This window comes from Arhodomonas sp. KWT2, from assembly GCF_041949875.1.
Classification (GTDB): Bacteria; Pseudomonadota; Gammaproteobacteria; order Nitrococcales; family Nitrococcaceae; genus Arhodomonas; species Arhodomonas aquaeolei.
The window spans coordinates 63,327-87,541 of sequence record NZ_JBHFPQ010000027.1; the positions used below are offsets into that span (position 1 = coordinate 63,327).

21 protein-coding genes and 1 pseudogene are annotated in these 24,215 nt (G+C 71.5%); 9 read left to right on the forward strand and 13 right to left on the reverse strand.

Annotation, left to right across the window (positions count from 1 at the left end; genetic code table 11):
- Positions 1–61 precede the first annotated feature (61 nt).
- From ACEZHJ_RS02805 to ACEZHJ_RS02825, 5 genes are all read right to left on the reverse strand, one after another.
- A complete protein-coding gene (locus ACEZHJ_RS02805) occupies positions 62–568 on the reverse strand; it encodes a ferritin family protein (protein WP_375036213.1) in 507 nt (168 codons plus the stop codon).
- Positions 568–1,404 (reverse strand): 2-oxoacid:ferredoxin oxidoreductase subunit beta, encoded by an 837-nt coding sequence (locus tag ACEZHJ_RS02810; protein ID WP_018717901.1) that lies wholly within the window; start codon positions 1,402–1,404, stop codon positions 568–570. Before ACEZHJ_RS02810 ends, ACEZHJ_RS02805 begins: the two co-directional genes overlap by 1 nt.
- Positions 1,404–3,131 (reverse strand): 2-oxoacid:acceptor oxidoreductase subunit alpha, encoded by a 1,728-nt coding sequence (locus ACEZHJ_RS02815; RefSeq protein ID WP_375036214.1) that lies wholly within the window; start codon positions 3,129–3,131, stop codon positions 1,404–1,406. The genes ACEZHJ_RS02810 and ACEZHJ_RS02815 overlap by 1 nt, the downstream gene beginning before the upstream one ends.
- 119 nt (positions 3,132–3,250) lie before the next feature.
- Positions 3,251–4,528, reverse strand: coding sequence for a nitrate/nitrite transporter (locus tag ACEZHJ_RS02820; RefSeq protein WP_259202413.1), 1,278 nt, complete (start codon positions 4,526–4,528; stop codon positions 3,251–3,253).
- Between the two features lie 134 nt (positions 4,529–4,662).
- Positions 4,663–5,046 (reverse strand): phasin family protein, encoded by a 384-nt coding sequence (locus ACEZHJ_RS02825; RefSeq protein WP_018717904.1) that lies wholly within the window; start codon positions 5,044–5,046, stop codon positions 4,663–4,665.
- Between the two features lie 340 nt (positions 5,047–5,386).
- Here ACEZHJ_RS02825 and ACEZHJ_RS02830 point away from each other — a divergent pair, with 340 nt between their 5' ends.
- Positions 5,387–5,839 (forward strand): heme-binding protein, encoded by a 453-nt coding sequence (locus tag ACEZHJ_RS02830; RefSeq protein ID WP_018717905.1) that lies wholly within the window; start codon positions 5,387–5,389, stop codon positions 5,837–5,839.
- A gap of 33 nt (positions 5,840–5,872) precedes the next feature.
- Here ACEZHJ_RS02830 and ACEZHJ_RS02835 read toward each other — a convergent pair whose 3' ends face one another.
- The 3 genes from ACEZHJ_RS02835 to ACEZHJ_RS02845 all read right to left on the reverse strand — a co-directional run bounded on the left by ACEZHJ_RS02835 (position 5,873) and on the right by ACEZHJ_RS02845 (position 8,585).
- Positions 5,873–6,871, reverse strand: a complete 999-nt coding sequence (locus tag ACEZHJ_RS02835) for a zinc-dependent alcohol dehydrogenase family protein (RefSeq protein WP_205599910.1) — start codon at positions 6,869–6,871, stop codon at positions 5,873–5,875.
- A 61-nt stretch (positions 6,872–6,932) separates the two neighbouring features.
- Complete coding sequence (locus ACEZHJ_RS02840; protein WP_163142791.1) at positions 6,933–8,060, reverse strand: NnrS family protein; 1,128 nt, start codon at positions 8,058–8,060, stop codon at positions 6,933–6,935.
- Positions 8,061–8,222: 162 nt separating this feature from the next.
- The gene (locus ACEZHJ_RS02845) at positions 8,223–8,585 is read right to left on the reverse strand and encodes a phasin family protein (protein ID WP_018717908.1); all 363 of its coding nucleotides are present in this window, start codon (positions 8,583–8,585) and stop codon (positions 8,223–8,225) included.
- Between the two features lie 258 nt (positions 8,586–8,843).
- Here ACEZHJ_RS02845 and ACEZHJ_RS02850 point away from each other — a divergent pair, with 258 nt between their 5' ends.
- The 4 genes from ACEZHJ_RS02850 (at position 8,844) to ACEZHJ_RS02865 (ending at position 13,608) form a co-directional block, all read left to right on the forward strand.
- The gene (locus ACEZHJ_RS02850; RefSeq protein ID WP_375036215.1) at positions 8,844–9,401 is read left to right on the forward strand and encodes a twin-arginine translocation signal domain-containing protein; all 558 of its coding nucleotides are present in this window, start codon (positions 8,844–8,846) and stop codon (positions 9,399–9,401) included.
- Complete coding sequence (locus ACEZHJ_RS02855; RefSeq protein WP_375036216.1) at positions 9,398–10,960, forward strand: FAD-dependent oxidoreductase; 1,563 nt, start codon at positions 9,398–9,400, stop codon at positions 10,958–10,960. The genes ACEZHJ_RS02850 and ACEZHJ_RS02855 overlap by 4 nt, the downstream gene beginning before the upstream one ends.
- 84 nt (positions 10,961–11,044) lie before the next feature.
- Complete coding sequence (locus ACEZHJ_RS02860; protein ID WP_375036217.1) at positions 11,045–11,458, forward strand: hypothetical protein; 414 nt, start codon at positions 11,045–11,047, stop codon at positions 11,456–11,458.
- Between the two features lie 149 nt (positions 11,459–11,607).
- Entirely contained in the window at positions 11,608–13,608 is a 2,001-nt protein-coding gene (locus ACEZHJ_RS02865; RefSeq protein WP_375036218.1) for a TonB-dependent copper receptor, read from the forward strand.
- An 82-nt stretch (positions 13,609–13,690) separates the two neighbouring features.
- On the opposite strand, the gene ACEZHJ_RS02870 is transcribed toward ACEZHJ_RS02865, so the two are convergent.
- Positions 13,691–14,284: a response regulator gene (locus ACEZHJ_RS02870; RefSeq protein ID WP_163143814.1), complete on the reverse strand. Its 594-nt coding sequence runs from the start codon at positions 14,282–14,284 to the stop codon at positions 13,691–13,693.
- Entirely contained in the window at positions 14,256–16,007 is a 1,752-nt protein-coding gene (locus ACEZHJ_RS02875) for a PhnD/SsuA/transferrin family substrate-binding protein (protein WP_375036219.1), read from the reverse strand. Before ACEZHJ_RS02875 ends, ACEZHJ_RS02870 begins: the two co-directional genes overlap by 29 nt.
- A gap of 137 nt (positions 16,008–16,144) precedes the next feature.
- Between ACEZHJ_RS02875 and ttrB the strand changes: the two genes are divergently transcribed.
- The 4 genes from ttrB (at position 16,145) to ACEZHJ_RS02895 (ending at position 22,435) form a co-directional block, all read left to right on the forward strand.
- Positions 16,145–16,906, forward strand: coding sequence for a tetrathionate reductase subunit TtrB (gene ttrB / locus ACEZHJ_RS02880; protein ID WP_375036220.1), 762 nt, complete (start codon positions 16,145–16,147; stop codon positions 16,904–16,906).
- Positions 16,903–17,970, forward strand: coding sequence for an NrfD/PsrC family molybdoenzyme membrane anchor subunit (gene nrfD / locus ACEZHJ_RS02885; protein WP_375036221.1), 1,068 nt, complete (start codon positions 16,903–16,905; stop codon positions 17,968–17,970). The genes ttrB and nrfD overlap by 4 nt, the downstream gene beginning before the upstream one ends.
- Positions 17,963–21,034: a tetrathionate reductase subunit A gene (locus ACEZHJ_RS02890; RefSeq protein WP_375036222.1), complete on the forward strand. Its 3,072-nt coding sequence runs from the start codon at positions 17,963–17,965 to the stop codon at positions 21,032–21,034. Before nrfD ends, ACEZHJ_RS02890 begins: the two co-directional genes overlap by 8 nt.
- Positions 21,035–21,148: 114 nt before the next feature.
- Positions 21,149–22,435, forward strand: a complete 1,287-nt coding sequence (locus tag ACEZHJ_RS02895; protein ID WP_018717918.1) for a porin — start codon at positions 21,149–21,151, stop codon at positions 22,433–22,435.
- A gap of 33 nt (positions 22,436–22,468) precedes the next feature.
- On the opposite strand, the gene ACEZHJ_RS02900 is transcribed toward ACEZHJ_RS02895, so the two are convergent.
- From ACEZHJ_RS02900 to ACEZHJ_RS02910, 3 genes and pseudogenes are all read right to left on the reverse strand, one after another.
- Positions 22,469–23,446: a c-type cytochrome gene (locus tag ACEZHJ_RS02900; RefSeq protein ID WP_018717919.1), complete on the reverse strand. Its 978-nt coding sequence runs from the start codon at positions 23,444–23,446 to the stop codon at positions 22,469–22,471.
- A 29-nt stretch (positions 23,447–23,475) separates the two neighbouring features.
- Positions 23,476–23,796 (reverse strand): c-type cytochrome, encoded by a 321-nt coding sequence (locus ACEZHJ_RS02905; protein ID WP_375036223.1) that lies wholly within the window; start codon positions 23,794–23,796, stop codon positions 23,476–23,478.
- Between the two features lie 21 nt (positions 23,797–23,817).
- Positions 23,818–23,982 (reverse strand): annotated as a pseudogene (locus tag ACEZHJ_RS02910) (c-type cytochrome); the annotation flags it as partial.
- Positions 23,983–24,215: the final 233 nt, after the last annotated feature.

The following is a 24,215-nucleotide window of genomic DNA, read 5'->3' on the forward strand; positions in this document are numbered from 1 at the left end:
GATCCCGGTGGACGCTACCTCGTCGCGCGCCGTGTGGTGCGCGACGCGCCGATGCCCGCACTCAGTCCACGGATACCGGCGGGTCCATGTCGTCGTCCCAGCCCGCGTCGGGTTCGGGATACAGTGCCATCCAGCTCTCCAGCTCCGCGGCGTGTTCCGACTCCTCGGCGGCGAACTCGGCGGCGAGGCCGCGCAGCGTCGCGTTACCGGTGTTCCGGGCGCAGTGGTCGTAGAAACGGTGGGCCGCGGTCTCCGCGGCATGGGCCAGGCGCAGGGCGTGGGCCGGCGTCATCAGATAGTGGCTCGCCGAAATCTCCGCCGACTCCGGGCTCTCGTCGTCCGGCCACTGGTACTCCCAGGGCTTGAGCTGTGGCAGCCCGCCCTCGGACTCGGCGCGCTCGCGGGCCTCCGCCAGGTGCAGCCGCGAGAAGTGGGCCATCTTGCGGAACAGGTCCACCACGTCCGGATTGTTGTGGACCTCCAGCGCGTCGGCGAGCTCGTCGTAGCGCTGGGCGGCCTCGTCCTCCAGTGCGACGGCGTGGGCGAGGAACAGGGGCACAGATTCCATCACTGTTCTCCTGCGGCCAGGGCGAACTGCCCGGCGATGCGGTCGAGGTCCGCCGCTTCCGCCCGGTCGGGGGTGTAGGGCGGCGCGTCGCTGCGGTAGAGCAGGCCCTGGGTGAAGTTGTCGTCGTCCATGAGCTGGGCGAAGGCCGCACGGCGGTCCGAGGTGGTCTCGAAGCCTTCGTGGACGTGCTTCTTGTACTCCATCTGCTCGGGCCGGTAGGTGATGCAGGGGGAGAGCACCTGGATGAAGGAGAAGCCGGGGTGCTCGATGCCCTGGGCGATGAGGTGGGCAAGGCCGTTGGGGTCACCGGAGAAGCCCCGGGCGATGAAGCCCGCGCCGGCGCTGAGCGCCAGCTCCAGCGGCCGGAGCGCCGGGATATGCGTGCCCTCCGGGGTGAGCTTGCTGCCTTCCCAGTCCGCCTCCGTGGTCGGCGAGGCCTGGCCCTTGGTCATTCCGTAGACGGCATTGTCCATGACGACGTAGGTCAGGTTGGCGTTGCGGCGGCAGGCGTGCAGGAAGTGGTTGCCGCCGATGGAGAAGCCGTCGCCGTCACCACCCATGGCGAGCACGGTCAGCTCCGGGCGCGAGACCGCCAGTCCGGTGGCCACCGGCAGGGCCCGCCCGTGGACGCCGTGGAAGCCGTAGACCGCGGCGTACGCGGGCAGCCGCGCCGAGCAGCCGATCCCGGAGATGAAGGCCACCTCCTCCGGCGCCAGCGACAGCCCCGACAGCGCCTTGGTCATGGCGTTGAGGACACCGAAATCGCCGCAGCCGGGGCACCACACCGGCTTGACGCCGGACTTGAAATCCTTGGGCCTGAATTCGCACGTGCTCATCACGCCGCCTCCCGCTTCGCCAGCTCCCGCAGCTCGGTGACGATCTCGCCCGGGCGCATGGGCAGCGGCCCGGGCCGGTGGAACGCCACCAGCTCCGCGCTGATGTCGTAGTGGCCCCGCAGGTACGCGAGGAACTGTCCGCCGTGGTTCTGCTCGACCACCAGGGCCCGCTCCACCCCGGCCAGTGCCCGGGCCATGTCCGCCGGGCGTGTCGGCGCGAGCAGCCGTACGGAGATCAGCCGCACGTCGATCCCGTCGGCGGCGAGCCGGTCGACGGCCTCGCGTGCCGCCGCGGTGATCGACCCCCAGGTGATCACGGCGAGTACGCCGTCGCCCTCGATGTCCGCCCAGTAGTCGCCGTAGCCGTGGCGTTCCAGCTTGTCCCGGCGCTTGTCGAGCTGGGCCTGGTGGTGAGCGGCCTGGGACGAGGGGGTGCCGGTCTCGCCGTGTTCGAGGCCGTCGGCGGTGTAGGCGCCGCCGGGCATACCGGGCAGGCTCATGGGGGAGACGCCGTCCTCGGTGACGCGGTAGCGGCGGTAGTCGTTCGCCTCGCCTTCCGAGGGGGTGCGCCGCGCGGTATCGACGTCCCGCAGCGCCGGCTCGGGCACGATGGCGCGGCCCTGGCCCATGGCCTGGTCGCTGAGCACGAGCGCCGGTGTCTGCAGGGCCTCGCTCAGCGAGACCGCCCACTGGGTCGCGTTGATACAGTCCGTGACGCCGTTCGGCGCGACCACCAGGTGCGGCGCGTCGCCATGGAGGCCGTGGACCGCGATATCGAAATCCCCCTGCTCCGACTTGGTGGGGATGCCGGTGGACGGCCCGCCGCGCATGACGTCGACCACGACCATCGGCGTTTCCGAGGCCACGGCAAGCCCCAGCGTCTCGGTCATCAGTGCGAGCCCCGGACCCGAGGTCGCGGTAAGCGAGGGTGTGCCGCCGAAACTCGCGCCCACGCACATGTTCGCCGAGGCGAGCTCGTCCTCCGCCTGAACCAGACATCCGCCGACGCGCGGGAGCTGCGGTGACAGCCATTCAAGCACGTCGGTGGCGGGCGTGATGGGGTAGGCGGCAACGAAGCGTACACCACCGCGCAGTGCCCCCAGGCCCGTGGCCTCGTTACCGCTGATCAGCCAGCGCGGGGTGTGCGCGGCGGTCAGTGGCTCCGGCGGCTCACCGAGGGTGGCGGCCGCCTCCCGGCCTTCCTCCAGGCAGCGCAGGCCGCTGGTCACCGCCGCCTCGCCGCGGCGGGCGAGGGTCTGGTGTACGCGGGCCTCCAGGGGCTCCACCGGCAGGCCGGCGAGCGCGGCGAGCACACCGAGGGCGATCATGTTCACGCGTCCGCCCTCAATGCCCTTGGCCATCTGCTTGAGCGCCACCTCAGCGGTGCGTGGTCCCGCACCGGCTATGGGCGCCGGCAGGGGGCCGGCGTCCGGGTCGTGGAGCACGAGGGTGCTGGCGTCGATGGGTATCTCGGCGGCGAAGCGTTCGATGTTGCTCCAGTCGAAGGCGAGCACGAGGCGGTAGGTGTCCGGCGGGGCCTCCACCGGCCGGGATGACAGGCGCAGCAGCGCTGCGGCCTCGCCGCCGCGGATCTGCGGGCCGAAGGAACGGGTCATCAGGCCGTACCAGCCGGCGTCGCCGGCCGCGGAGAGCAGCAGCTGGCCGGCGGTCATCACGCCGGTGCCGCCACTGCCCATGATCGCCAGTGAGATGGAGCCGTCGGGCATGGGAGGAACTCGCTAGAGACGGGTGACTCCGGCATTCTAGCGGGCATGCACGAGGTCAACTTGATCTGGCGCAAGAGTGCCCGGAAAGGCCCTGCCGCGGCGCCGTTCGGGTGCCCCGGTCAGGCCGTTTGCGCCTGCGGGGCGCGCTCGCGGGTCAGCGCTACCAGGATCGTGCCCGCGATGCTCCAGGCGAGCATCAGCGCGAAGCCCTCGGTATAGGCGTGGAGCGGATAGATGTGCGTCCCGCCGCGGAGCGTGCCGTCCCAGTTCCAGTCAAGCACCACGCCGATCGCCGGTTGCAGCAGCATGGGCGCGATCAGCACGCCGGTGTTCACGACACCGCCCACCGTGCCCGCGCATTCCGCCGGCACTGCCTCCCGGGCCTGGGCGAAGCCGATGATGATACCGCCGGCGGCGAACCCGGCGAGCGCGAGTACCGCGGCGAGAGCCATCGGCGGCAGCGCCGGTATCAGGATGACCGCCGCCCATGCTGCGGCGGATGTGGCGAAGGCGGCGATATACAGGGGGCGGCGGCGGCCGAGCCGGTCCGAAAGGGCGCCGAGCAGCGGGCCGCCGAGGGCCCAGGTCACCAGCAGCAGGGTGCAGTAGCTGGTGGCCACGGTGCGGCTGAAGCCATAGTGCGTGACCAGGAACGGTACGCCCCACAGCCCGGCGAAGGTCAGCACCGGTCCGGCCAGTCCGCCGGGAGCGAGTGTGAGCAGCCAGGTCTCGCGGTAGCGCAGCACGGTCGCGAGGCTCTCGCGGGCGCCGGGGCCGTCGCCGTGGGCCACCGCGGCGTGGCTGCGATAGCCCGCCGGCGCGGGATCGTCGCGGACCACCCACCAGATCGCGGCGGCGAGTATCGCGGTGCCCACCGCGACCCCGGCCATGACCGGGCGCCAGCCCACCGTGGTGACCGCGGCGGCGAGCGGAACGCCGGCGGATACCGCCCCGATGATCCCCACCAGCAGGGCGCTGCCCATGGCGAACGCGAACTGCCTCGGTGCCATCCAGTGGCTGGCGAGCTTCATGATGCACACGAATGCCACCGCGACGCCGCCCCCCACCACCGCCCGTCCGATCCCGGCGAGCCAGAATTGCGGCGCGAGGGAGAAGAGCAGGCCGCCGGCGGCGGCCGCCACGCTGCCGGCCGTCAGCAGCCGGCGCGGTCCCCAATTGTCCGCCAGAAGCCCGGTTGGGATCTGCATGGCCGCGCAGGTATAGAAGTAGAACGCCGAGAGGTTGCCCAGGCCGGCGGCGCCGATGGCGAAGTCGCTCATGAGCTCGTCGCCCATCACCCCGGTGGCCACGCGCTGAAAGAAGCCCACGAGGTAAAGACACGCCCCGAGTCCCCAGATCAGCCAGGCCAGGCCCGCGGGCGGGTGGCGATGTGTCATGCGCTGCCTCCGTCCAAACCGGCGAGTCTACTGCCGCCGGAGGATGCAGGCCAGAATCATTCGAACGAAAACGGGGGGGAGTGCGGGAAGGAAAGGCCGCCGCGGGTGTCTCCCCGCGGCGGCCACACGGACTATCAGCTGGCCTTCTGGCTGCTGGTGGCCTTCTGCGCGGCCTTGGTCGCGTTGGTGACGTTCTGCTGCACGGCCTTCTGGGCCTTCTCCGTGAACTCCTGGTTCAGGGCGACGACCTTCTCCGCATCGCCCTTGAGCCGGTCGGTCACGCTCTGGGCGAGCTTCTGCTGGCTTTCGACATAGTCCTGCACGCCCTTCTGGTCGCGCACGTTGAGCAGCGCGCGCAGCTGCTGCACGCCCATGTCGGTGTAGGCCTTGCCCGCCTCGAACTGCACCTCGGCCAGCTTCTCGAAGTGGTCGAGGGCCATGACCGTCAGGTCGCGCGTCGGGGTGAGGAGGTTCTTCTCGATCTGCTGGTTGAACTGGTCGAAGTTGAGCTGATTCATGGTTATCCACCTCTTTCCTTGTGAGAGCCGTGATCCATTGTGGTTATTCTGACTGGATCGTAGCAGCGGTGGTGATGCGCTGCAACATTTTTGATCGAATGCCTTTTTTGTTGCGTAACGTTCCTGTAACGCACTGACTGGCGGTGCCTTTGTTTTTATCGGTTCAAAGGTGAATCCATTTCGCGTCGTGTCATCCCGCCTTGTCGGGGGCCCGTTCCCATGGTTCGGTTTCCCTGTGGCCGACGGCTTGGGGTAGGCTGCCGGTGTCCTGATCCAGGACACCAGTCCGGCGTCTCGGCGCCGGGGCGAAGCAATCGATGGATACGGGGAGGACTGCTCAATGGCCGGATTTCACAAGCACCGGACGCTGCTGCCGCTGGAGTCGGCGCGAGTGATCGCCCGCGAAACGCTGAAGGCGGCGCGGGATCGTGACCTCAAGCCCATGACCGTGGTCGTCGTCGACGGCGGAGGGCATCCGGTGGTGGTCGAGCGCGAGGACGGCGCCGGGACCGTGCGCTTCGAGGTCGCCCGCGGCAAGGCGTCGGCCGCTCTGGGCACGGGCGTGGCCAGCGGAGCCCTCGGCGCCGCCAACGCCGAGCGTCCGGCCTTCCTCGCCGCGGTCAGCGGCGTCGCCGACAACGGCGCGGTGCCGGTGGCCGGCGGCGTGCTCGTGCTCGACGGCGAGGGCCTGGTGATCGGCGCCGTCGGCGTCAGCGGTGACGCCTCCGACGCCGACGAGGCCGTGGCGGTGGCCGGCATCGAGGCCGCAGGCCTGGCTGCCAGCGCCTCCTGAAGACGATTCCCGCCCGCTGCTGATCCCGGGACGCTACGGGATCAGCACCGCCGCGCCCTCCAGGTTGCCGTCACGCAGGTCCCGGAGGGCCTGGTTGGCCTCGCCCAGCGGATAGCATTGCACATGGGTCGTCACCGGTACGGCCGGGGCCACGCGCATCAGTGCCTCGCCGTCCGCGCGGGTTAGGTTGGCCACCGAGCGGATGCTGCGCTCCTCCCAGAGGATGCGGTAGGGGAAGGCCGGTATCTCGCTCATGTGGATACCGGCGCACACCACCCGTCCGCCCTTGGCCACGGCACGGAGCGCGGCGGGCACCAGCGATCCCACCGGTGCGAAGATGATCGCCGCATCCAGCGGCTCCGGCGGCGCGTCCGTGGACGTCCCCGCCCACTCGGCGCCGAGACGCCGGGCGAATGCCTGCGCACGGGTATCGCCCTCGCGGGTGAAGGCGAACAGCCGATGGCCCTCGTGGCGCGCGATCTGGGCGACGATGTGCGCGGCCGCGCCGAAGCCGTAGAGGCCCAGCCGCGTACCGTCGCCGGCCATGCGCAGGGCGCGTTGTCCGATGAGCCCGGCGCACAGCAGCGGGGTGGCCTCGGCGTCGCCGTAGGGCTCGGGGATCGGGAAGCAGAAGCGCTCGTCGGCGACGGTGTACTCGGCATAGCCCCCCTGGAGCTGGTAGCCGGTGAAACGGGCGTCGTCGCAGAGGTTCTCCCGGCCGCTGCGGCAGTAATCGCACTTGCCGCAGACGTGGCCGAGCCAGGGCACGCCGATCCGGTCGCCGATGCCGTAGCGCTCTGCGCCCGGACCGACGGCGTCGACGGTGCCGACGATCTCGTGGCCGGGGATCAGGGGCAGGGTGGGGTCGGGCAGGTCCCCGTCGACCACGTGCAGGTCGGTACGGCAGACCGCGCAGGCGCGTACACGCAGGCGGATCTGCCCCGGGCCCGGCTCCGGTACCGGCCACTCCTGCGCCTCCAGAGGCCGGCCCTGTGCCGGCAGCACCATCGCCCTCATGCGCGCTTCGCTCATGGTCACGCCTCCGCTGCGTGGGGATCCGTCCATTGTGGCACAGCCGCCGGCCGGCGCGGCGTCACAGGCGGCGGAACCACCCCGTGGCGAAGGCGGCCCGCCAGCGTTCCCGCGAGAGATTGAACAGCAGCCGGGCGACGAGCACGAAGGCGAGGCTCCACAGGCCGACGGCCACCGGGATCAGCCCCGGGGCGAACTGCGCCAGCGTCGCCACGGCAAGCAGGACCGTCGCGACCGGCAGCAGCCGGATGCCGGCCACACCCTGGCGGGCGCGCTGCAGCGCGATCCGTGCCATCAGGTGCAGGCCGAAGGTGCCCAGGCCGCCGATGAGCAGGACATGAAGCATCGTTCCCGCCCGCAGCGGAGCGGCGACCCACGCAACAGCGAGGCCGAGTAGTCCGGCGCCGGTCCAGGCGTGGGCCGTGATCAGCCCCTGCACGTCCGGCTGGTGTCTCAGCGTCCACGGCCGCCAGCGAAAGACCCGCCACAGTGCCGCCGCCCCCGCCGCGGCGACCGGGACCGCCGCTGACGGCGCATGGTAGGGCAGCAGGACCGCACCGGCGGTGATACCGAGAAGAATGACCGCCTCGGTCGCCGGCTGGACGGCGGCCATGCCGGTGCGCTCCGCCGTGGGCCAGGCACCGCCGGTGGCGGGCGCGACCACCCGTCCGCCGAGGAATACGACCACCGTGCTGGCCAGCAGTGCCGCCTCGACGAGTGCGCCCGGCTGCCAGGCCGGCGGCAGGACGCCGTCCGCCAGGGCGGCGGTCGCAAGGGTGCCGCCCGTGGCGAGCAGGGTCAGTCCGAACAGGGTGCTGTGCCACTGCCTCGAGCCGCCGAGGAAACGGGGCGCGGCCGTCAGCACGATCGCGACGGCAAAGGCGGCGTTGAGCGCCATCGCGGGTTGCGGCCAGCCCCAGGCGGCGGCGCGGCCCGCGAGCCATAGCCCGGCGAGAGCGGCAGTGCCCGCCGTGCCGGGGCCCGCGGGCAATAGGAAGCCGGCGATCACCGCGAGAAAATAGCCGATGAGGAGCTCGAGTCCGTGGGCCGCCGGCGAGCCCAGCAGCGGCGGCCAGCTGCCGTACGCCATCGCGAACACGCTGACCGGCACGCTCACGGCGGCATAGACGGCGGCCAGGGGGAAGAAGACGGTCTGGGGATCGAGGCTGGGCGCGGCCGGGCGGGCCATGGCGGCACTCCTTGCGGGCTCCGTGGCGCGGAGGATGATACACCACGGCCGCTGCGGGGTTGTATCCGGGAGGGGCGGTTCAGCGTCGTCGGGTAGGGGTAGGAAGGTAAAAAAGCGCCGGTCGGGGACCGGCGCTTGCGTTCACTGCGTCAGGCGCGCGCCTTACTTGGTGCCGGCGGCCTGGGAGACGGTCTTGGCGTTCTCCTGAACGGCCTTCTGCGCCTTCTCGGCGAACTCCTGGTTCAGCGCTACGACCTTCTCCGCGTCGCCCTTGACGCGGTCACGGATGGTCTCCGCGGCCTTCTGCTGCTGCTGCCAGTAGCTCTGCACGTCCGAGGCATCCTTGATGTCCATCGCGGAGCGGACCTGCTGGATGCCGAACTCGGTGTACGCCTTGGCGGCGTCGTACTGCACCTCGGAGAGCTTCTCGAAGTGATCCACGGCCATGGTCGCGTAGGCACGCATCGGACCGAGGACGGTCTTCTCGAACTGCTCGGTGAACTGACTGAAGTTCGTGTTCGTCATGATGAGCCTCCTAGGCTTTTGAGTTCACAAGGCCTGATCGAACTCATCAGCCTTGTTGCGATGCAGCGTAGCAAAGCGTTTGACGCGCTGCAACATCGCTTGGAGACCGTCCGTCAGCGACCAGTGGCGGCCCCTGTCCGCGCTCCCGGCCCACGCCCGGCGGTTGCAATCCGGTGTGGATCTGTTTTACTCAATAAATATTTATATATAAAGAAATGCGGTGGTGAGCCGTGTGGGGCAAAAACGAGAGGAGCCGTGATGCCGCTGGATCGCCGAACGTTTCTGAAGGGGGCCGCCTCCGGGGCCGTGCTGTTCACTGTCGGTGGTGTGCCGGCCTGGCTGACACCCCGCGAGGCCCGGGCGGAGGGCGCCGATCTGCGCACGCTCACGCCGGCCCAGGCCCGGGCCCTGGCCGCCTACGGCGAGGTGCTGCTGCCCGGTGCGGACGAGGCGGGTCTGGCGCACTACCTGGATGCACAGCTCTCCGTGGACCCGGCGGATAGCCTGCTCATGATCCGTTACCTGGACGTGCCCGCGCCGTGGGATGGCTTTTATACCGGTGTTGCCCACGGCCTCGACGCCCTCGCGCAGCGGCGTCACGACTGCCCCTTCGCCGAGTTGTCCGCCGACGCGGCCCACGACCTCGCCGGCGTGATCGCCGGGGGCGAGGTGGCGGAGTGGGCGGGCCCGCCGGCCGGCTTCGCGCACTTCGTGCTCCGCGCCGATGCCGTGGACCTGGTGTACGGGCGGCCCGAGGGCTTCGATGCCCTGGACGTGCCGTACATGGCCCACATCGACCCGGAGGCCATGGCATGAGGCGGATGAACAGTGTGGATGCGGTCATCGTCGGTGCCGGCGCCGCGGGGGCGTTCTACGCACGCCACCTGGCGGAATCCGGCCGGTCAGTGGCGGTGCTGGAGGCCGGCCCCGGCTGGCAGCACACCGATCTTCAGAGCAGCCTGATCTGGGCCCGGCGCCTGCGCTGGGGTGGCGAGCAGGTGGTGACGACCGGTGAACATCCCTTCGGCTACGGGTTCAATGCCGGCTGGGGCAATGGCGGCGCGGCGACCCATCACTACGGCACGTGGCTGCGCCTGGACGAATCGGACTTCGAGATGCGTAGCCGTTTCGGCCGCGGCCGGGACTGGCCATTCGATTACGCCACCCTGCGCCCGTACTACGACCGCATCCAGAAGGCGGTCGGACTGTCCGGAGACGCGGAGGCGGAGATCTGGCGCCCGGCGGGCGATCCCTACCCGATGCCGCCGCTTGCCACCTTCGGTCAGGCCGAGGCCATCCGTCGCGGCTTCGACGCCATGGGCATGCATACCGCGCCCATGCCGATGGCGATCAACTCCCAGCCCTACGCCGGACGGGCCGCGTGTATCTATGACGGCTGGTGCGACGCCGGCTGCCCGACGGGGGCGCTCTACAACCCGCTGGTCCGCGATGTCCCCGGGGCGCTGGCCGCGGGCGCCGAGATCCGCAACCATGCGAGCGTCATCCGTGTGACCAGCCGCAACGGCCGCGCTACCGGTGTCGAGTACGCGGATGCCGACGGTGAGCGTTGTTTCCAGCCCGCGTCCGTGGTTGTGCTGGCGGCTTCTGCGGTGCACAACCCCGCGATCCTGCTCAACTCCGCCAGCGACGACTGGCCGGACGGCCTTGCCAACCGCAGCGGCCAGGTCGGGCGCGGGTTCATGACCCACTCGGTGGCGGGAATCTACGGCCTGTTCAAGGAGGACACCGAGCCGTTCATGGGGGTGAGCGGCGCCCAGCTGAGCTGCCGCGACGGCTACGGCAAGGACCGGGAGCAGGGTTTCGGCAGCTACCAGTGGCTGATCGCCCCGGCGATGAAGCCGAATGGTCTCCTCGGTATGGCGGTCACCCGGGCGGACCTCTACGGTGACGCCCTGCATGCGTTCATCCGGCGGGCCTCCCACCACATGGCGAACATGCTCGCGATGGGCGAGGACCTCCCCGACCCGGATAACCGGGTCGTGCTTGGCGAGGGGCGTGACGGCTACGGCCGGCGCCCCGCGAAGGTGGTTCACCGGTTCACCGACGACGCCATGGCGGTGCACCGCCACGCCCGCGGGGAGGGGCTCGCGGTGATGCGGGCCGCCGGGGCGGACGAGGCCTGGGCGGGGCCGCTCGGCACGGCGCACATGATGGGTGGCACGCCCATGGGCAGTGATCCTGCGGATTCGGTGGTGGACGGCTACGGGCGCAGCCACGATGTGCCCAATCTCGTGCTGGCGGGCACTGGCCTGTTCCCCACCGCCGGGGCGAACAACCCGACCTACACCATGTATGCCGTGGCGCTGCGGGGCGTCGAGCGACTGATCGACGACTGGGATGCCGTCGCCGCCTGAATTGATCGGGGTCAACTGCCCGGGACCTCCGGCGGGGTAGAGTCGCGATATTTCCGAAAGATATATGGATATTCGGATAACACCGTGACAAACCCCGCCATCCACCGCCTGCACCGGCGCCCCGCCTGGGTGATCGGCCTGTGCCTGCTCATGCTGATGAACATGAGCATGCCGCTGGCCACCGCCCTGGGTGCCGGTGCGGCCGACGATGGCTGGGTCACCATCTGCACTGGGGACGGCTTCCGCCAGGTCCGCCTCTCCAAACTGCTCGCCTCGAACCACGATAGCTCCGCGCCGCAGAGCTGCCCCCTGTGCCCGGACACCCCGGGCTGTCACAGCATGGGTGCCGCCCCGGCACCGCCGTTCGCCGGCGGTGACATGGGGGGCATCCGCCGGCCTTTCGACGATCCCCGGCCGCCGATTGCCCCGGCGGCCGAGGTGAACGACTGGCCGGTGCCGTCCCAGGCGCGTCCCCGCGCGCCCCCCGTTCTGTCCTGACCGCGCCGCGGTAACACCGCCCGTGCCGGCCCTGCCACTGCGGACCGCGTCCCCGTTGTGCCGGTGGTGTGGGCCGGTGGTGCCGCGGCGTGTCCGTTTCCAGCGTCAGTAGCTATTCGAAACGCCTGCAGGACAGGAGGCATCCGATCATGCCCGTAACCCGTACCGTCCGCCGCCGCGCGCCCGTGGCCGGCGGCTTTTTCGCGGCCGCCGTCGCCGTGTGTCCGGCCGTCGCGGCCGAGCCCGGAGACACGTCCATCACCGTGGAGGACGTCGTCGTCACCGCCCCGATGATGGGCGATCCCTTCACCGTGGTGACCGACCCGCGCCGGCCCCGCCAGCCGGTGCCGGCCCCCGATGGCGGCGCCTATCTCAAGCCGATTCCCGGATTCAGCCTCTCGCGCAAGGGCGGGACCAACGGCGACCCGGCCCTGCGCGGCCTGGGCGGCTCGCGGCTGAACATCGGCGTGAACGACAGCGCCATCCCCGGCGGCTGTCCCCACCGTATGGACCCGCCCACGGCCTACGTGGTGCCGGAGGCCTTCGACCGCATCACCGTGCTCAAGGGGCCACAGAGCGTGCGCTACGGTGCCAGCGTGGCGGGCACCGTGCGCTTCGAGCGGGATACCGAACGCTTCGAGGCCCCCGGGAGCCGGGCCACGCTCAGTGCGCTGGGCGGGAGTTTCGACCGCAACGACGGGCTCGTGGACGTCACCGCCGGCAACCGCACCGGCTACCTGCGCGGCATCGCCACCCGTTCGGAGGCCGGGGACTACGAGGACGGCGACGGCGAGAGCGTGCACTCGGAGTTCGAGCGCTGGAGCACTACCGCCATCGCCGGCTGGACCCCGGACGCGGACACCCGGATGGAGCTGACCTACGAGCGCGGCGATGGCGAGGCCGCCTACGCCGACCGGAGTATGGACGGTGCCGCCTTCGATCGCACCGGCGTGAGCCTCCGGGCCACCCGTGAGAACATCTCGCCGCTGATCGCCCGGGTGGAGGCGACGCTCTACCGCAACGAGATCGACCACGTCATGGACAACTACACCCTGCGCGACACCGCGCCGTCGGTGTACCGGGTGATGAACCCCCGCCGGGTGACGCGGGGCGGGCGGATCGAGGCGACCCTGGACCTGTCCGCGGCGACGGAGCTGGTGACCGGCGTGGACTACCAGCACAGCGCCCGCGACGGGCGCATGGCCATGAGCGCCACCGGCGAGCCGGCGCTCGGCGACCGCGAGGACGTCGCTACCTTCCGCCAGACCGGGGTGTTCGGCGAGCTCGCGCACTACCTCGGTGCCCGGGACCGCGTGGTCGTCGGCGCCCGCGCGGACGAGGTCACGGTCACCGCCGACAGGCAGGCCACCATGATGAACCCGGACGGCTACGGCGGTGTCGCCGCGGGCACCGACGACAGTGACACCAACCTCAGCGGCTTCACCCGCTGGGAGCACGAGCTCGCGGCGAGCCCGGCCAGTGTCTATCTCGGCCTCGGTCACGCCCAGCGCTCGCCGGATTTCTGGGAGCGCGACCGCGACTTCTCCCTCGACCCGGAGCGCGCCACCCAGCTCGACGCCGGCTGGCAGTACCGAGGCTCACGGCTGACCACCACCGTGGCACTGTTCTACAGCCGTATCGACGACTACATCCTGATCACGGATGACGGCGATGACGCCCGCAACATCCGGGCACGGACCGTCGGCGGTGAGCTGGACCTGCGCTACGCGCTGACCCCGCGCTGGGCGGTGACCGGCACGGTGTCCTACGTCCGCGGCGAGAACCGCACCGACGGCGTGCCCCTGGCGCAGATGCCGCCGCTGGAGGGCACCCTGGGCCTGCGCTACGACGACGGCCTGTGGTCCGGCGGCGTGCTCCTGCGCGGTGTCGCCCGCCAGGACCGTATCGACCCGGGCAGCGGCACGATCTACGGCACGGACATCGGCGAGACCGGCGGCTTCGGCGTGGTATCCGTGAACGCGGGTTACCGTCCGGGTGAGCGCTGGACGGTCACCGCGGGCGTGGACAACCTGTTCGACCGCACCTACGCCGAGCACCTCGCCTCGGGCTCGGCGGACGCCGGCACCCGTACCGGGCGCGTGTACGAGCCCGGGCGCAACGCCTGGTTCAAGCTGACGGCGCGTTTCTGAGCCCGGGCCACTGCCGCCGGGGCGCTGCGACGTCCCGGCGGAGTCCCCGATCCCGTGTCATGCGCCGCCCTGCGGGCGGCGCTCAATCGGCGACGCGCTGCCACAGCGCGGCGAGCTCCGCGCTGGAGTGGGCCCCCATCTTGCGCATCGCGGCCGCGCGGTGGACCTCCACGGTGCGCACCGCGACGTGCAGGCGTTCGGCGATGGCTCGGTTGGTGAGCCCGTCGCGGACGAGCCCGGCGACGTGGCGTTCGCGCTCACTCAGCGTCGTCGCCCGCTGCGCCAGTATCCGCACCTCCCACGCCGAGCGCGAGCGCGCCAGCGCCGCGTCCACCGCCGCGATCAGGCGGGTGCCGTTCACCGGTTTCTGGAGGAAGTCTGCTGCGCCCTGCTTCATCTGCTCGACCGCGGTGGGCACGTCCCCGTGGGCGGTGAGTATCACCACGCCCAGGGGGCTGCGGCGCTTCCGCAGCGCCGCGTGCACTGCCGTGCCGTCCATCCGCGGCATGCGCAGGTCCAGGATCACGCAGCCCTCGGCCTCCAGCGTCGCGCCGGCGAGGAAGTCCGTGCCGGCGGACCAGTAGGTCACGCCGTAGCCGTAGCCCTCGAGCAGGAACCGGCACGCATCGCCCGTGGAGGCGTCGTCGTCAACCAGGTGAATGTCCGGCGCAGGCATCGTCATCTGTCTCCAGGGGGAGTCGCAGGGTGATTTCGGCACCGCCGTCCCGGTTCGCCAGCGCGATAGTGCCGCCCTGGGCGATCATCAGCCGGCGGCAGATGAGCAGGCCCATGCCGAGCCCCTCGGGCCGGGTGCTGCGGAAGCCCACGAAGGGCTCGTCCAGGTGGGCCGCCGGGAAGCCGCCCGCGGCGTCGCGTACCCGGACGACCGCGGCATCGTCCACCGCCCCGGCCTCGATCCACAGCGGGCCGCCGCAGCCGGTGGTGGCGTACGCCTCGACCGCGTTGGTCACCAGGTTGCCGAGGACCTGCTCGAGGGCGCGGGGTTCGGCGCATGCAGTCAGCTCCGGCGGCCGGACGTCGACGGACACGGTGACGTCCCGCCGGCGCAGCGGGTGCTCGTGCAGCGCCAGTGCGTGGCGGATCAGCGGCCCCAGCCGAACCGGCTGGTTCGGCGGTGTCTCCCGGCGCAGCGACGCCCGCGTGCGGGCCACCACGGCGGCGCCGCGCTCGGCCTGGTCATCGATCCGGCGGAGGATCGGCAGCAGCGGGTGTGCCGGGTCGTCCCGGCGCAGGCGCACGAGGCAGCCCTCGGCGTAGTTGCGGATCGCGGCCAGGGGCTGGTTCAGCTCGTGGGCGAGCTCCGTGGCCATCTCGCCGACCAGGCTCGCTCGCTGGGCGGCGGCGAGCTCACGCTCCCGCGACTGGAGCCGGGCATGGGTGGCGCGGAGCTGGTGCGCCCGCCGCCGGGCCAGGGCCTGCAGCCAGCAGTGATGCAGCAGCCCGAGCAGCGCGAAGACGGCGGCCAGCATCACCAGCGTGCGGTTATCGGCCACCCACGTGGCGATCTGCTCGGACAGAGGCGGGTGCAGCGGATGGAGCGAGAGCTCGTCGAGCAGCCGCTCCACCCGGGCCTGGGAGACCGGGGCGCCCCAGCGGTCCCCGTCCGCGGCGGGCATGCGCAGCAGCGCCCGGGCCACCGCCGAGTTCAGGGCCTCGGAGGTGCCGGGCAGGGCGGCGAACGACCACGCCGGATAGAGGGCGGTGCTGGTCAGGCAGTCCCCGTCGGTGTCGTGGACCATCAGTGCCCGGAAGTCGGTGCGCTCCAGCAGGTCCTCCGCGTCCATACGCTCGAGCAGGCAGGCCGGCACGATGGCCGCCTCCACCTCGCCCTGCTGCAGGCGCAGGAGCAGGCGGTCCACGGGATAGCCAAGGAAGTGCAGGTCGTAGGCCTCGCGGGCGTCGATCCCACGGCGGGCGAGGGCAGCACGGAGCAGCAGGAAGCCGCCGAACGCCCGTGGGTGCACCGCCGCCACCGGCCGGCCTTCGAGGGCACGCGGGTCCCGGTAGTGGCTGCCGGCACGGACCAGCAGCACGGAGCCGGTGGCGTGACGGGCAGAGCTGCGGTCCGCCGGACGCAGGGTCGCCAGCCGCGTGAGGCGGTAGCGTGGTGCCAGCATCCCGTACTGTCCCGGCTGGGTCAGCAGGAAGTCCAGATTGCCGTCCGCCAGCGCCCGGGTCATTCCCTCCAGATCGAAGGGGCGGATCTCGAAGCGCTGTCCCGGCAGGGCCTCGTGGAGGTAATCCATCGTCGGTGTCCAGCGCTCCAGCGCGCGGCCCTCGCCGCGGTAGGCGAGCACACCGACGTTCAGCGGCTCCGCCGCGGCGGCCGCCGTGACCGCCAGCAGCATGGCGCCCAGCAGGAGCCTGAAAGTCGCCACCAGCGTTGCACCTTCCCTCCGCAAACCCGGATTGATTGTCCCAGATCAAGCCACACCCGGATATGTGGAAAACCACAATACCGGCGTCGTGCGCGGCGGCACAGCATGATCGCGACATCATCTTTCGGAGCGTGATCATGGACCCAAGCAGACGCGAGTTCCTGCGCCGGGCCGGGGTGCTCACCGCCGGTGCGGCGACGATCCCCCTCAGCGAGGCCCGGGCGGCGATCAACGAGCAGCCGCCCCGCCGCGGCGGCGATCCGGACCGCCGCTACGCGATGCTGATCGACCTGCGCCGCTGCATCGGCTGCCAGGCGTGCACGGTGAGCTGCTCGCTGGAGAACCAGCCCCCCATCGGGCAGTTCCGCACCATCGTCCACCAGTACGAGGTGGCGGAGTCCGACGGTGACGGCGTGGCCAGCTTCATGCTCCCGCGGCTGTGCAATCACTGCGACGAGCCGCCGTGTGTGCCGGTCTGCCCGGTGCAGGCCACCTTCCAGCGCCGCGACGGCATCGTGGTCGTGGACAACGAGCGGTGCGTGGGCTGCGGCTACTGTGTCCAGGCCTGCCCCTACGACGCGCGTTTCATCAACCACGAGACCCGCACCGCCGACAAGTGCACCTTCTGCGTCCACCGCCTGGAGGCGGGGCTGCTGCCCGCCTGCGTGGAGAGCTGCGTGGGCGGTGCCCGGGTGATCGGCGACCTGCGCGACCCGGACAGCACCATCAGCCGGATGCTGCGCGAGCACGAGGACGACATCCGCGTGCTCAAGCCGGAGATGGGGACCGGGCCGCACGTATTCTATCTCGGCATGAACGAGGCCTTCGTCGAACGCGTGGACGGCCAGCCCGGGCTGTGGTTCCAGCCAGAGCACCCCGCAGAGGAGGCCACGGCATGACGATCACGGAGATCATCGTCCCCGCCCAGGACGTGGCCTGGCTGCCCTGGGCGGTGCAGTACTTCTTCTTCATCGGGCTGAGCACCGCCGCGGCACTGCTGGCGTCGGCGGGCGAGGCGGGCGGCCCGCTGCGGCGGCTGCAGCCGGCGGCGGTGCTGGTCGCCGTCTCCGCCGGGGTGGTGGCGCCGGTGGCGCTGCTCGCCGACCTTCATCAGCCGGGGCGGTTCTGGCACTTCTACGCGCACTTCACGCCATGGTCGTGGATGTCCATCGGCTCGCTGCTGCTGCCGGCCTACGTGGCGGTACTGCTGGCCTACGCGGCGGCCTGGCAGCACTGGCACGGCGGGGCGGGGCGCCGGCGTGCCGTCCTCGCCCTGGCGGTGGCGCTCGTGGTGCTGGCGCTCGCGGTGCTCGTCTACACCGGTGCCGAGGTCATGGTCGTGCGTGCCCGCCTGCTCTGGCATACCTACTGGCTGCCGCTCAACTTCGCGCTCACCGCCCTGGTGGGCGCCGTCGGCGCCGTGCTGTTCACCCTGCGCTGGTCCGGCGTGGCGTGCGCGGACGACTACCGGCTGGCGAACCGGGTCCAGCTCGCCGTGCTCGTGGCGACGGCCGCGGCCGCCGCGGGCTGGGCGGTGACCGGCGCGCTCGGCCTCGGTGCCGGGGGGGGAGCCTCGTTCGCCGAGGCGCTGCGTCTGGCCGTGGAGCAGCCGTTCTGGCGGCTGATGTATGCGGGCTCGGCGGCCGTGGGGGCACTACTCATCGCGGGCACGGCACTCGCACTGCGCCGCCCGGCGCTGCTCGCGCACAGCTGGTGGCTGTCGGTGCCGGCGCTGCTGTGTACCTGGTCGTTCCGCTGGGTCGTGTTCATCAACGTGCAGACGGTGCCCAAGTACGGCGCCGGGCTCTATCCCTACGAGCTGCCGCTGGGCAGCGACGGCCTGCTCGGCATCGTCGCCACCTTTGGCCTGTGGGTCGCCGTCGTGATCATCGTCTCCGCCATCGCCGCCCGCTGGCCCCAGGGCCCGGCGGCGGCCGCTCCCCGGGAGGTCGCTCATGGATAAAACACGCCGCAATCTGCTCAAGGGCGGCCTCGCCGCCGGCGGTCTCGGTGTCTTCGCCGCCGGCTATGCCGGCCCCGCCGTCAACGCCGTGAGGGGACTCGTCCGCGGTACCGCGGGGGTGCCCACGCAGGACCGCATCGCCGGCAACGCCCTGCCGCCGGAGTGCCATATCGACCCGGAGACCGGGGCGGTCACCATGGCCGAGGGACAGGTCGTCAGCCTGACCCAGTGCTTCGGCTGCTGGACGCTGTGCGGCGTCCGCGCCCGCGTGGACACCACGGGCAACCGGATCCTGCGTATCGCCGGCAACCCCTACAACCCGCTCTCCCATGAGCGGCCGGAGGCCTACACCACGCCGGTGCGCGAGGCGTTCGCGCGGCTGGGCGGGGAGTCCGGCCTGGGCGGGCGGTCCACCGCCTGCGCCCGCGGCGCCGCCATGCTGGAGCAGCTCACCAGCCCCTACCGTGTCACCCGGCCGCTCAAGCGGGTGGGACCGCGGGGCAGTGGCCGCTGGCAGCGCATCAGCTTCGAGCAGCTCGTCGAGGAGGTCGTGGAGGGTGGCGACCTCTTCGGCGAGGGCCACGTGGACGGGCTGCGCGCCGTGCGCGATCTGGATACCCCGGTGGCCCCCGAAAGCCCCGAGTACGGGCCACGGGCGAATCAGCTGCTGTTCACCACCGGCGCCAACGAGGGGCGGGACGCGCTGGTCCGGCGCTTCACCTTCAACGCCTTCGGTAGCCGCAACTATGGTCACCACGGCGCCTACTGCGGCTTCGCCTTCCGCGCCGGCTCCGGCGCCTGGCTCAACGACATGCGCAAGTATGCCCACGTCAAACCGGACTGGGAGCACGTGCGCTTCGCGCTGTTCATGGGCACGGCGCCGGCTCAGTCCGGCAAGCCATTCAAGCTCCAGGGCCGGCAGCTCGCGAGCGCCCGCGCCGAGGGCCGGCTGGACTACGTGGTGGTCTCGCCGGCGCTGCCGAACAGCTCCAGCCTCGCCAGCCAGCCCGGCAATACCTGGCTGCCCGTCCGGCCCGGCGGGGATACGGCCCTCGCCATGGCGATGATCCGCTGGATCATCGATCACGAGCGCTACGACGCCCGCCACCTGGCCCAGCCGGGGCCCGCCGCCATGGCCGCCGCGGGTGAGCCGAGCTGGGGCAACGCCACGCACCTGGTGATCAGCGAGCCGGGGCATCCCTCGGAGGGCCGGCTGCTGCGTGGCAGCGACCTGGGCTGGCCCGCCGACGGTGATGACGAGGTGTTCGTGGTCGCGGACGCCTCGGATGGCCACTGGCGGGCGCATACCGCCGCCGCGCCGGCGCGGCTGTTCGTGGACACCACCGTGACCCTGGACGGCAGTTCCGTCCGGGTGAAGTCCGCCCTGCAGCGCCTCCGCGAGGAGGCGGAGCGGTTCACGCTGGCGGAGTACAGTGCGGAGTGCGGGGTGCCGGTGGCGGCCATCGAGGCCCTGGCGCGGACGTTCACCAGCTACGGCAAGCAGGCGGTGGTGGATGCCCACGGCGGGCTGATGAGCGGCAACGGCTTCTACTCCGCCTTCGCGGTGATGATGCTCAACGCCCTGGTGGGTAACCTCAACGCCCGCGGCGGCACGGCCCTGGCCGGTGGCCACTACCCGGAGTTCGGCCGGGGGCCGCGCTATGACCTCAAGACCTTCCCGGGCATGGTCAAGCCGAAGGGGGTGTTCCTCTCGCGCAGCCGTTTCCCCTACGAGAAGACCAGCGAGTACCGCCGCAAGGTCGAGGCCGGCGAGTCGCCGTATCCCGCGCGGGCGCCGTGGTATCCCTTCTCGCCGCCGATCCTGACCGAGCACCTGGCCTCCGCGCTCGCCGGCTATCCGTATCCGGCCAAGGTCTGGATCAACCATATGGCGAACCCGCTGTACGGCCAGGCCGGTCTGCGCAGCGCGGTGGCGGAGCGGCTGAAGGACCCGCAGCGCCTGCCGCTGATGGTCGGCGTGGACGCCTTCATCAACGAGACCAATGCGTTCGCGGACTACATCGTCCCGGACACCATCACCTACGAGAGCTGGGGCTTCACTGCCCCCTGGTCCGGCGTGCGGCAGAAGACCAGCACCGCGCGCTGGCCGGTGGTCGAGCCGCGCACGGCGCGCACCGCGGACGGCGAGCCCGTGGCGCTGGAGAGCTTCCTGGTGGCCGCCGCCACGCGCCTGGGGCTGCCGGGCTTCGGCGACGACGCGATCCCGGACGCCGACGGCGGGCTCCACGGCTTCCATCGCGCGGCGGACTTCTATCTGCGTGCGGTGGCGAACGTCGCCCATGTCGGCGAGCCGGTGCCGGAGGCGGACGACGACGACCTCGCCGTCACCGGCGTCACCCGTCTCGAACCCGATCTCACCGGGATCCTGACGGCCGGCGAATGGCGGCGTGCCGCGTATGTGCTGGCCCGCGGCGGCCGTTTCGGGGCCGAGCCGGAAGGCGACGCCCTGCCGCGCTGGGAACGCGGCCAGTGCCTGTGGAACGAGACCGTGGCGGCGAAGCGCCATGCCGTGACCGGCGAGCGCTTCAGTGGCTGCCCGACGTGGTATCCGGCGCGGCTCGCCGACGGTAGCGATGCGCGCGAGGCGTTCCCGGCGCAGTCGTGGCCGTTTCGGCTGACCGCCTACAAGTCGAACCTGCAGAGCTCGTCGTCCATCGGTTCGCCCCGGTTGCGCCAGGTCCACCCGGAAAACCCCGTCGGCATCAACCGCCGGGACGCCGAGCGGCTCGGCATCGCCAACGGCGAGGCGGTGATGCTGGTGACCCCTGGCGGGCGGGTCTCCGGGGTGGCATTGCTGCGCGACGGCGTCATGCCCGGCGTGCTCGCCGTGGAGCACGGCTACGGCCACCGCGAGCTCGGTGCCCGCGCCCACGTGGTGGATGGCCGGGAGACGCCCCACGACCCGGCGCTCGGCGCCGGCGTCAACCTCAACGACCTCGGCATCGTCGACCCGACCCGCGAGGCACCCAACGGCTGGGTCGACTGGGCCTGCGGCTCGGCGGTGCGGCAGGCGCTGCCCGCGCGGCTGGAACGGGCCACCTGAGGCCCGCCCGGGCCGCAGCGCGGCCCGGGCGGGCGTTACCGCATCACACCGGCACCGGCCGTCCGCCGGTGGCCGCCGTGCGCCAACGATTCATACCTTTCGGAGACCATCACCATGACACACGGTCACACGCGTCTCGCCACCGTCGCCCTCGGTCTGTGCGTCGGCATCGGCTGGGCCGGGCTCGCCCGCTCCGCCAACTGGCTGATGCTGCAGGGCACCGAGCGCGCGGAGAATCCGCCCCTGGCCCGGGTTTGGGGCTTCATCCAGCCGGAATACCAGCGCGACTTCAGCGACAGCGGGCCGGGGGATGCCTACATCCCGCCGAAGCTGATCGGCCCGGGGCTGGACGAGCAGTCCGGCTTCAACATCAAGCGCGCCCGTGTGGGCGTGCGTGGCGCCGCGCACCCGGGGGACCCGCGGATCAACTACTTCGTGCTCGCGGAGTTCGGCAACAACGGCCTCACCAACGGTGGGCGCTACGACAGCTACAGTCCCCAGCTCACCGATGCCAGCGTGACTGTGAACGCCATCGACGGTGCGCGGGTGCGTGCCGGTCTGTTCAAGACACCGGGCTCGGAGGAGGGGATGCAGGGCATCATCGCGCTGCCCTACGTCAACTACACCACCGTCACCAACCAGCTCCTGCTCGAGCGCTTCCCCGAGGCCGGGGAGACGAACGTCCCGCCGCAGTCGACCCCGGACGCGGACATGAACGCCTTCTCCAACCCCGTCGGGGCGTTCCGCGATACGGGCGTGCAGGTCTTCGACGCCTTCGACGCCGGCCGCTGGGAGCACAGCTACGCGGTGATGCTCGGCAACGGCAGCGGCGTGCAGATGGACGAGTCGGACGGTGACGAGGACCTCTATCTCTACTGGTCCTCCGCGTACCTCTTCGACGGTCCCGGCGGCGGCCCTTTCCGGCCGACGCTGAAGTTCTTCGGCTGGTACCAGGGCGGCGAGCGCACGGACGCCTATGACAGCAGCCGGACGCAGGACCGCGTCCGCTACGGTGTCGGCGCGTACTACCTCCGGCGTCCGTTCCGGGTGAGCGCGGAGTTCATGCAGGGCAAGGGCATGATCTTCCAGGGCCAGCACGCTCCGGAGAAGCTGTTCAACGACTATCGCGCTCGCGGCGGCTACATCGAGGGCGCCTACTTCGTCCCCGGCACGCCCTGGGAACTGCAGCTGCGCTACGACGCCTACCGCCGCAACCTCGACCAGCCAACCCGGGCCACCTTCGAGACCTGGACGGCGGGCGTGCAGTACCACTTCACGAAAAAGACCCGGGCCACGCTCAACTATGCGGTACGGGACTTCAGCTCCGAGGCCGCCGGGCCCGACGCCCACCTCGACGGGGTGGGGGACAGGCTTGCGCTGCAGCTCACCGTGCTGTTCTGAGCCGCCGGGGCGCAGTCGCCCCGGCGGCGGCGCTCACTGTGCCTTCGCCCCGGTGCCGATGGTGTGCCCGTCGCGCTCGTCACCGTAGAGGCAGGTGTGGTTGTGCCAGTCGCGGTCGGTGCTGGCGATATCGCCCTCGAAGCGTGGGTCCTGCGGGCGTTCGTGGCTGTTGATATAGGCGGCCACGTCCCACGCCTCCTGGTCGCTGAGTACGCCTTCGGCGGCCGCTGGGTTCGCCTTGCCGAGCGGCATGTTGTACTTGATGAAGGCCGCGGCGGTGTTGATGCGGTGCATGCCGGCGCCCCAATTGTACGCCTTCGGGCCCCACAGCGGCGGGAAGATCTGGGTGCCGTCGGCGGCGAAGCGGCCGCGGCCGTCGTCGCCGTGGCAGATGGCGCATTCCTTGGTGTAGACGGTCTTGCCGCGGTCGATGCTGTAGCCGCCGTCCGGCTTCGGCACCGCCTTGTAGCCGCGGCCCGGGGCGGCCTTGCCGACGGTCAGGCCCTGGGCCATCCAGAACATGTATGCCTGCATGTCCTTGAGGACCTGGCTGTCCGGCGGCGGTGGATGGCCGGCCTCGGAATCCTGGGCGTTCATGGAGTAGGTGAAGCAGCCGCGGATGCGCTCGTCCATGGTGTTCACGTGGTCGTTCTTGCCACGGTATTTCGGGTAGACGGGCCATGCGCCCCACAACGGCGCGGAGTTGGCGACGGTGCCGCCACCGACGTGGCAGTTGGCGCACTCCTGGCCGTTGCCGACGTACTGGCCGGCGTTCTTGCGGGTATGGATGAATGCCTCGCGGCCGCGGCGCACGGAGTCGCCGAACGCGCCGTCCGGGATGGCGTCGGGGGAGGGGGCCTGGTGGTAGCCCGCCTCGCCGGCGTCCGGGCTCGGGGCCAGCTCCTTCTGGGCGCGCAGGTCGTCGGCGGCATGGCCGGCACCGGCGGCGAACGTGAGCGCGAGGCCTAGCGCGACGGCGGCCGGGATCGCGGCGTGCATGCGGGTCGTCATGATGGTTCTCCTCTCGGTTCCGCCGGCGCCTACTGCCGGGTGGCGGGCAGCGCGGCGAAGTATTCGGCCACGGCGGCTGCCTGGTCCGCCTCGAGGCGTCCGGCGACAGAGGCCATCAGGCCGTGGGGGTCGTCGTGGCGGTCGCCAGACTGCCAGGCCTCGATCTGGTTGCGCAGGTAGTTCGCGTGTTGGCCGGCGAGTGGCGGGAACACGCTACCCACGCCGCGGCCGTCCGGGCCATGGCAGGTGGTGCAGGCGGGTACGCCCTGCTCCCAGAGGCCGTCCTGGGCAATGCGCCGGCCCTGCGGGTGGTCGCCCGGCGTGCCGCCATCGCCGGCGGGGGGCGCCATCTGCGCGTAGTGCTCGGCGACCGCGGCGATGTCGGCGTCGGATAGCGCCGAGGCGGTCGGCTTCATCACCGCGTTGACGCGGCGGCCGTCGGCGAAGGCGTGGAGCTGGGCAGCCAGGTACTCCGCGGGCAGGCCGGCCAGCCGCGGGTAGCCGGCGGCGGCGTTTACGCCGCCGGCCCCACCGTGGCAGCTCGCGCAGGGGGGGGCGCCGTGGCCATTGCCCGGGCGGGCGACGGTGGCGCCGCGGGGGGGGGGGGCCGCGGCGCGGGGGCCCGGGGGCGCCCGGCGGCGGAACCGCCGCCGCCGGCTACCCGCGGCTGGCCGGCCGGCCCGCGGAGTACCTGGCTGCCCAGCTCCACGCCTTCGCCGACGGCCGCCGCGTCAACGCGGTGATGAAGCCGACCGCCTCGGCGCTATCC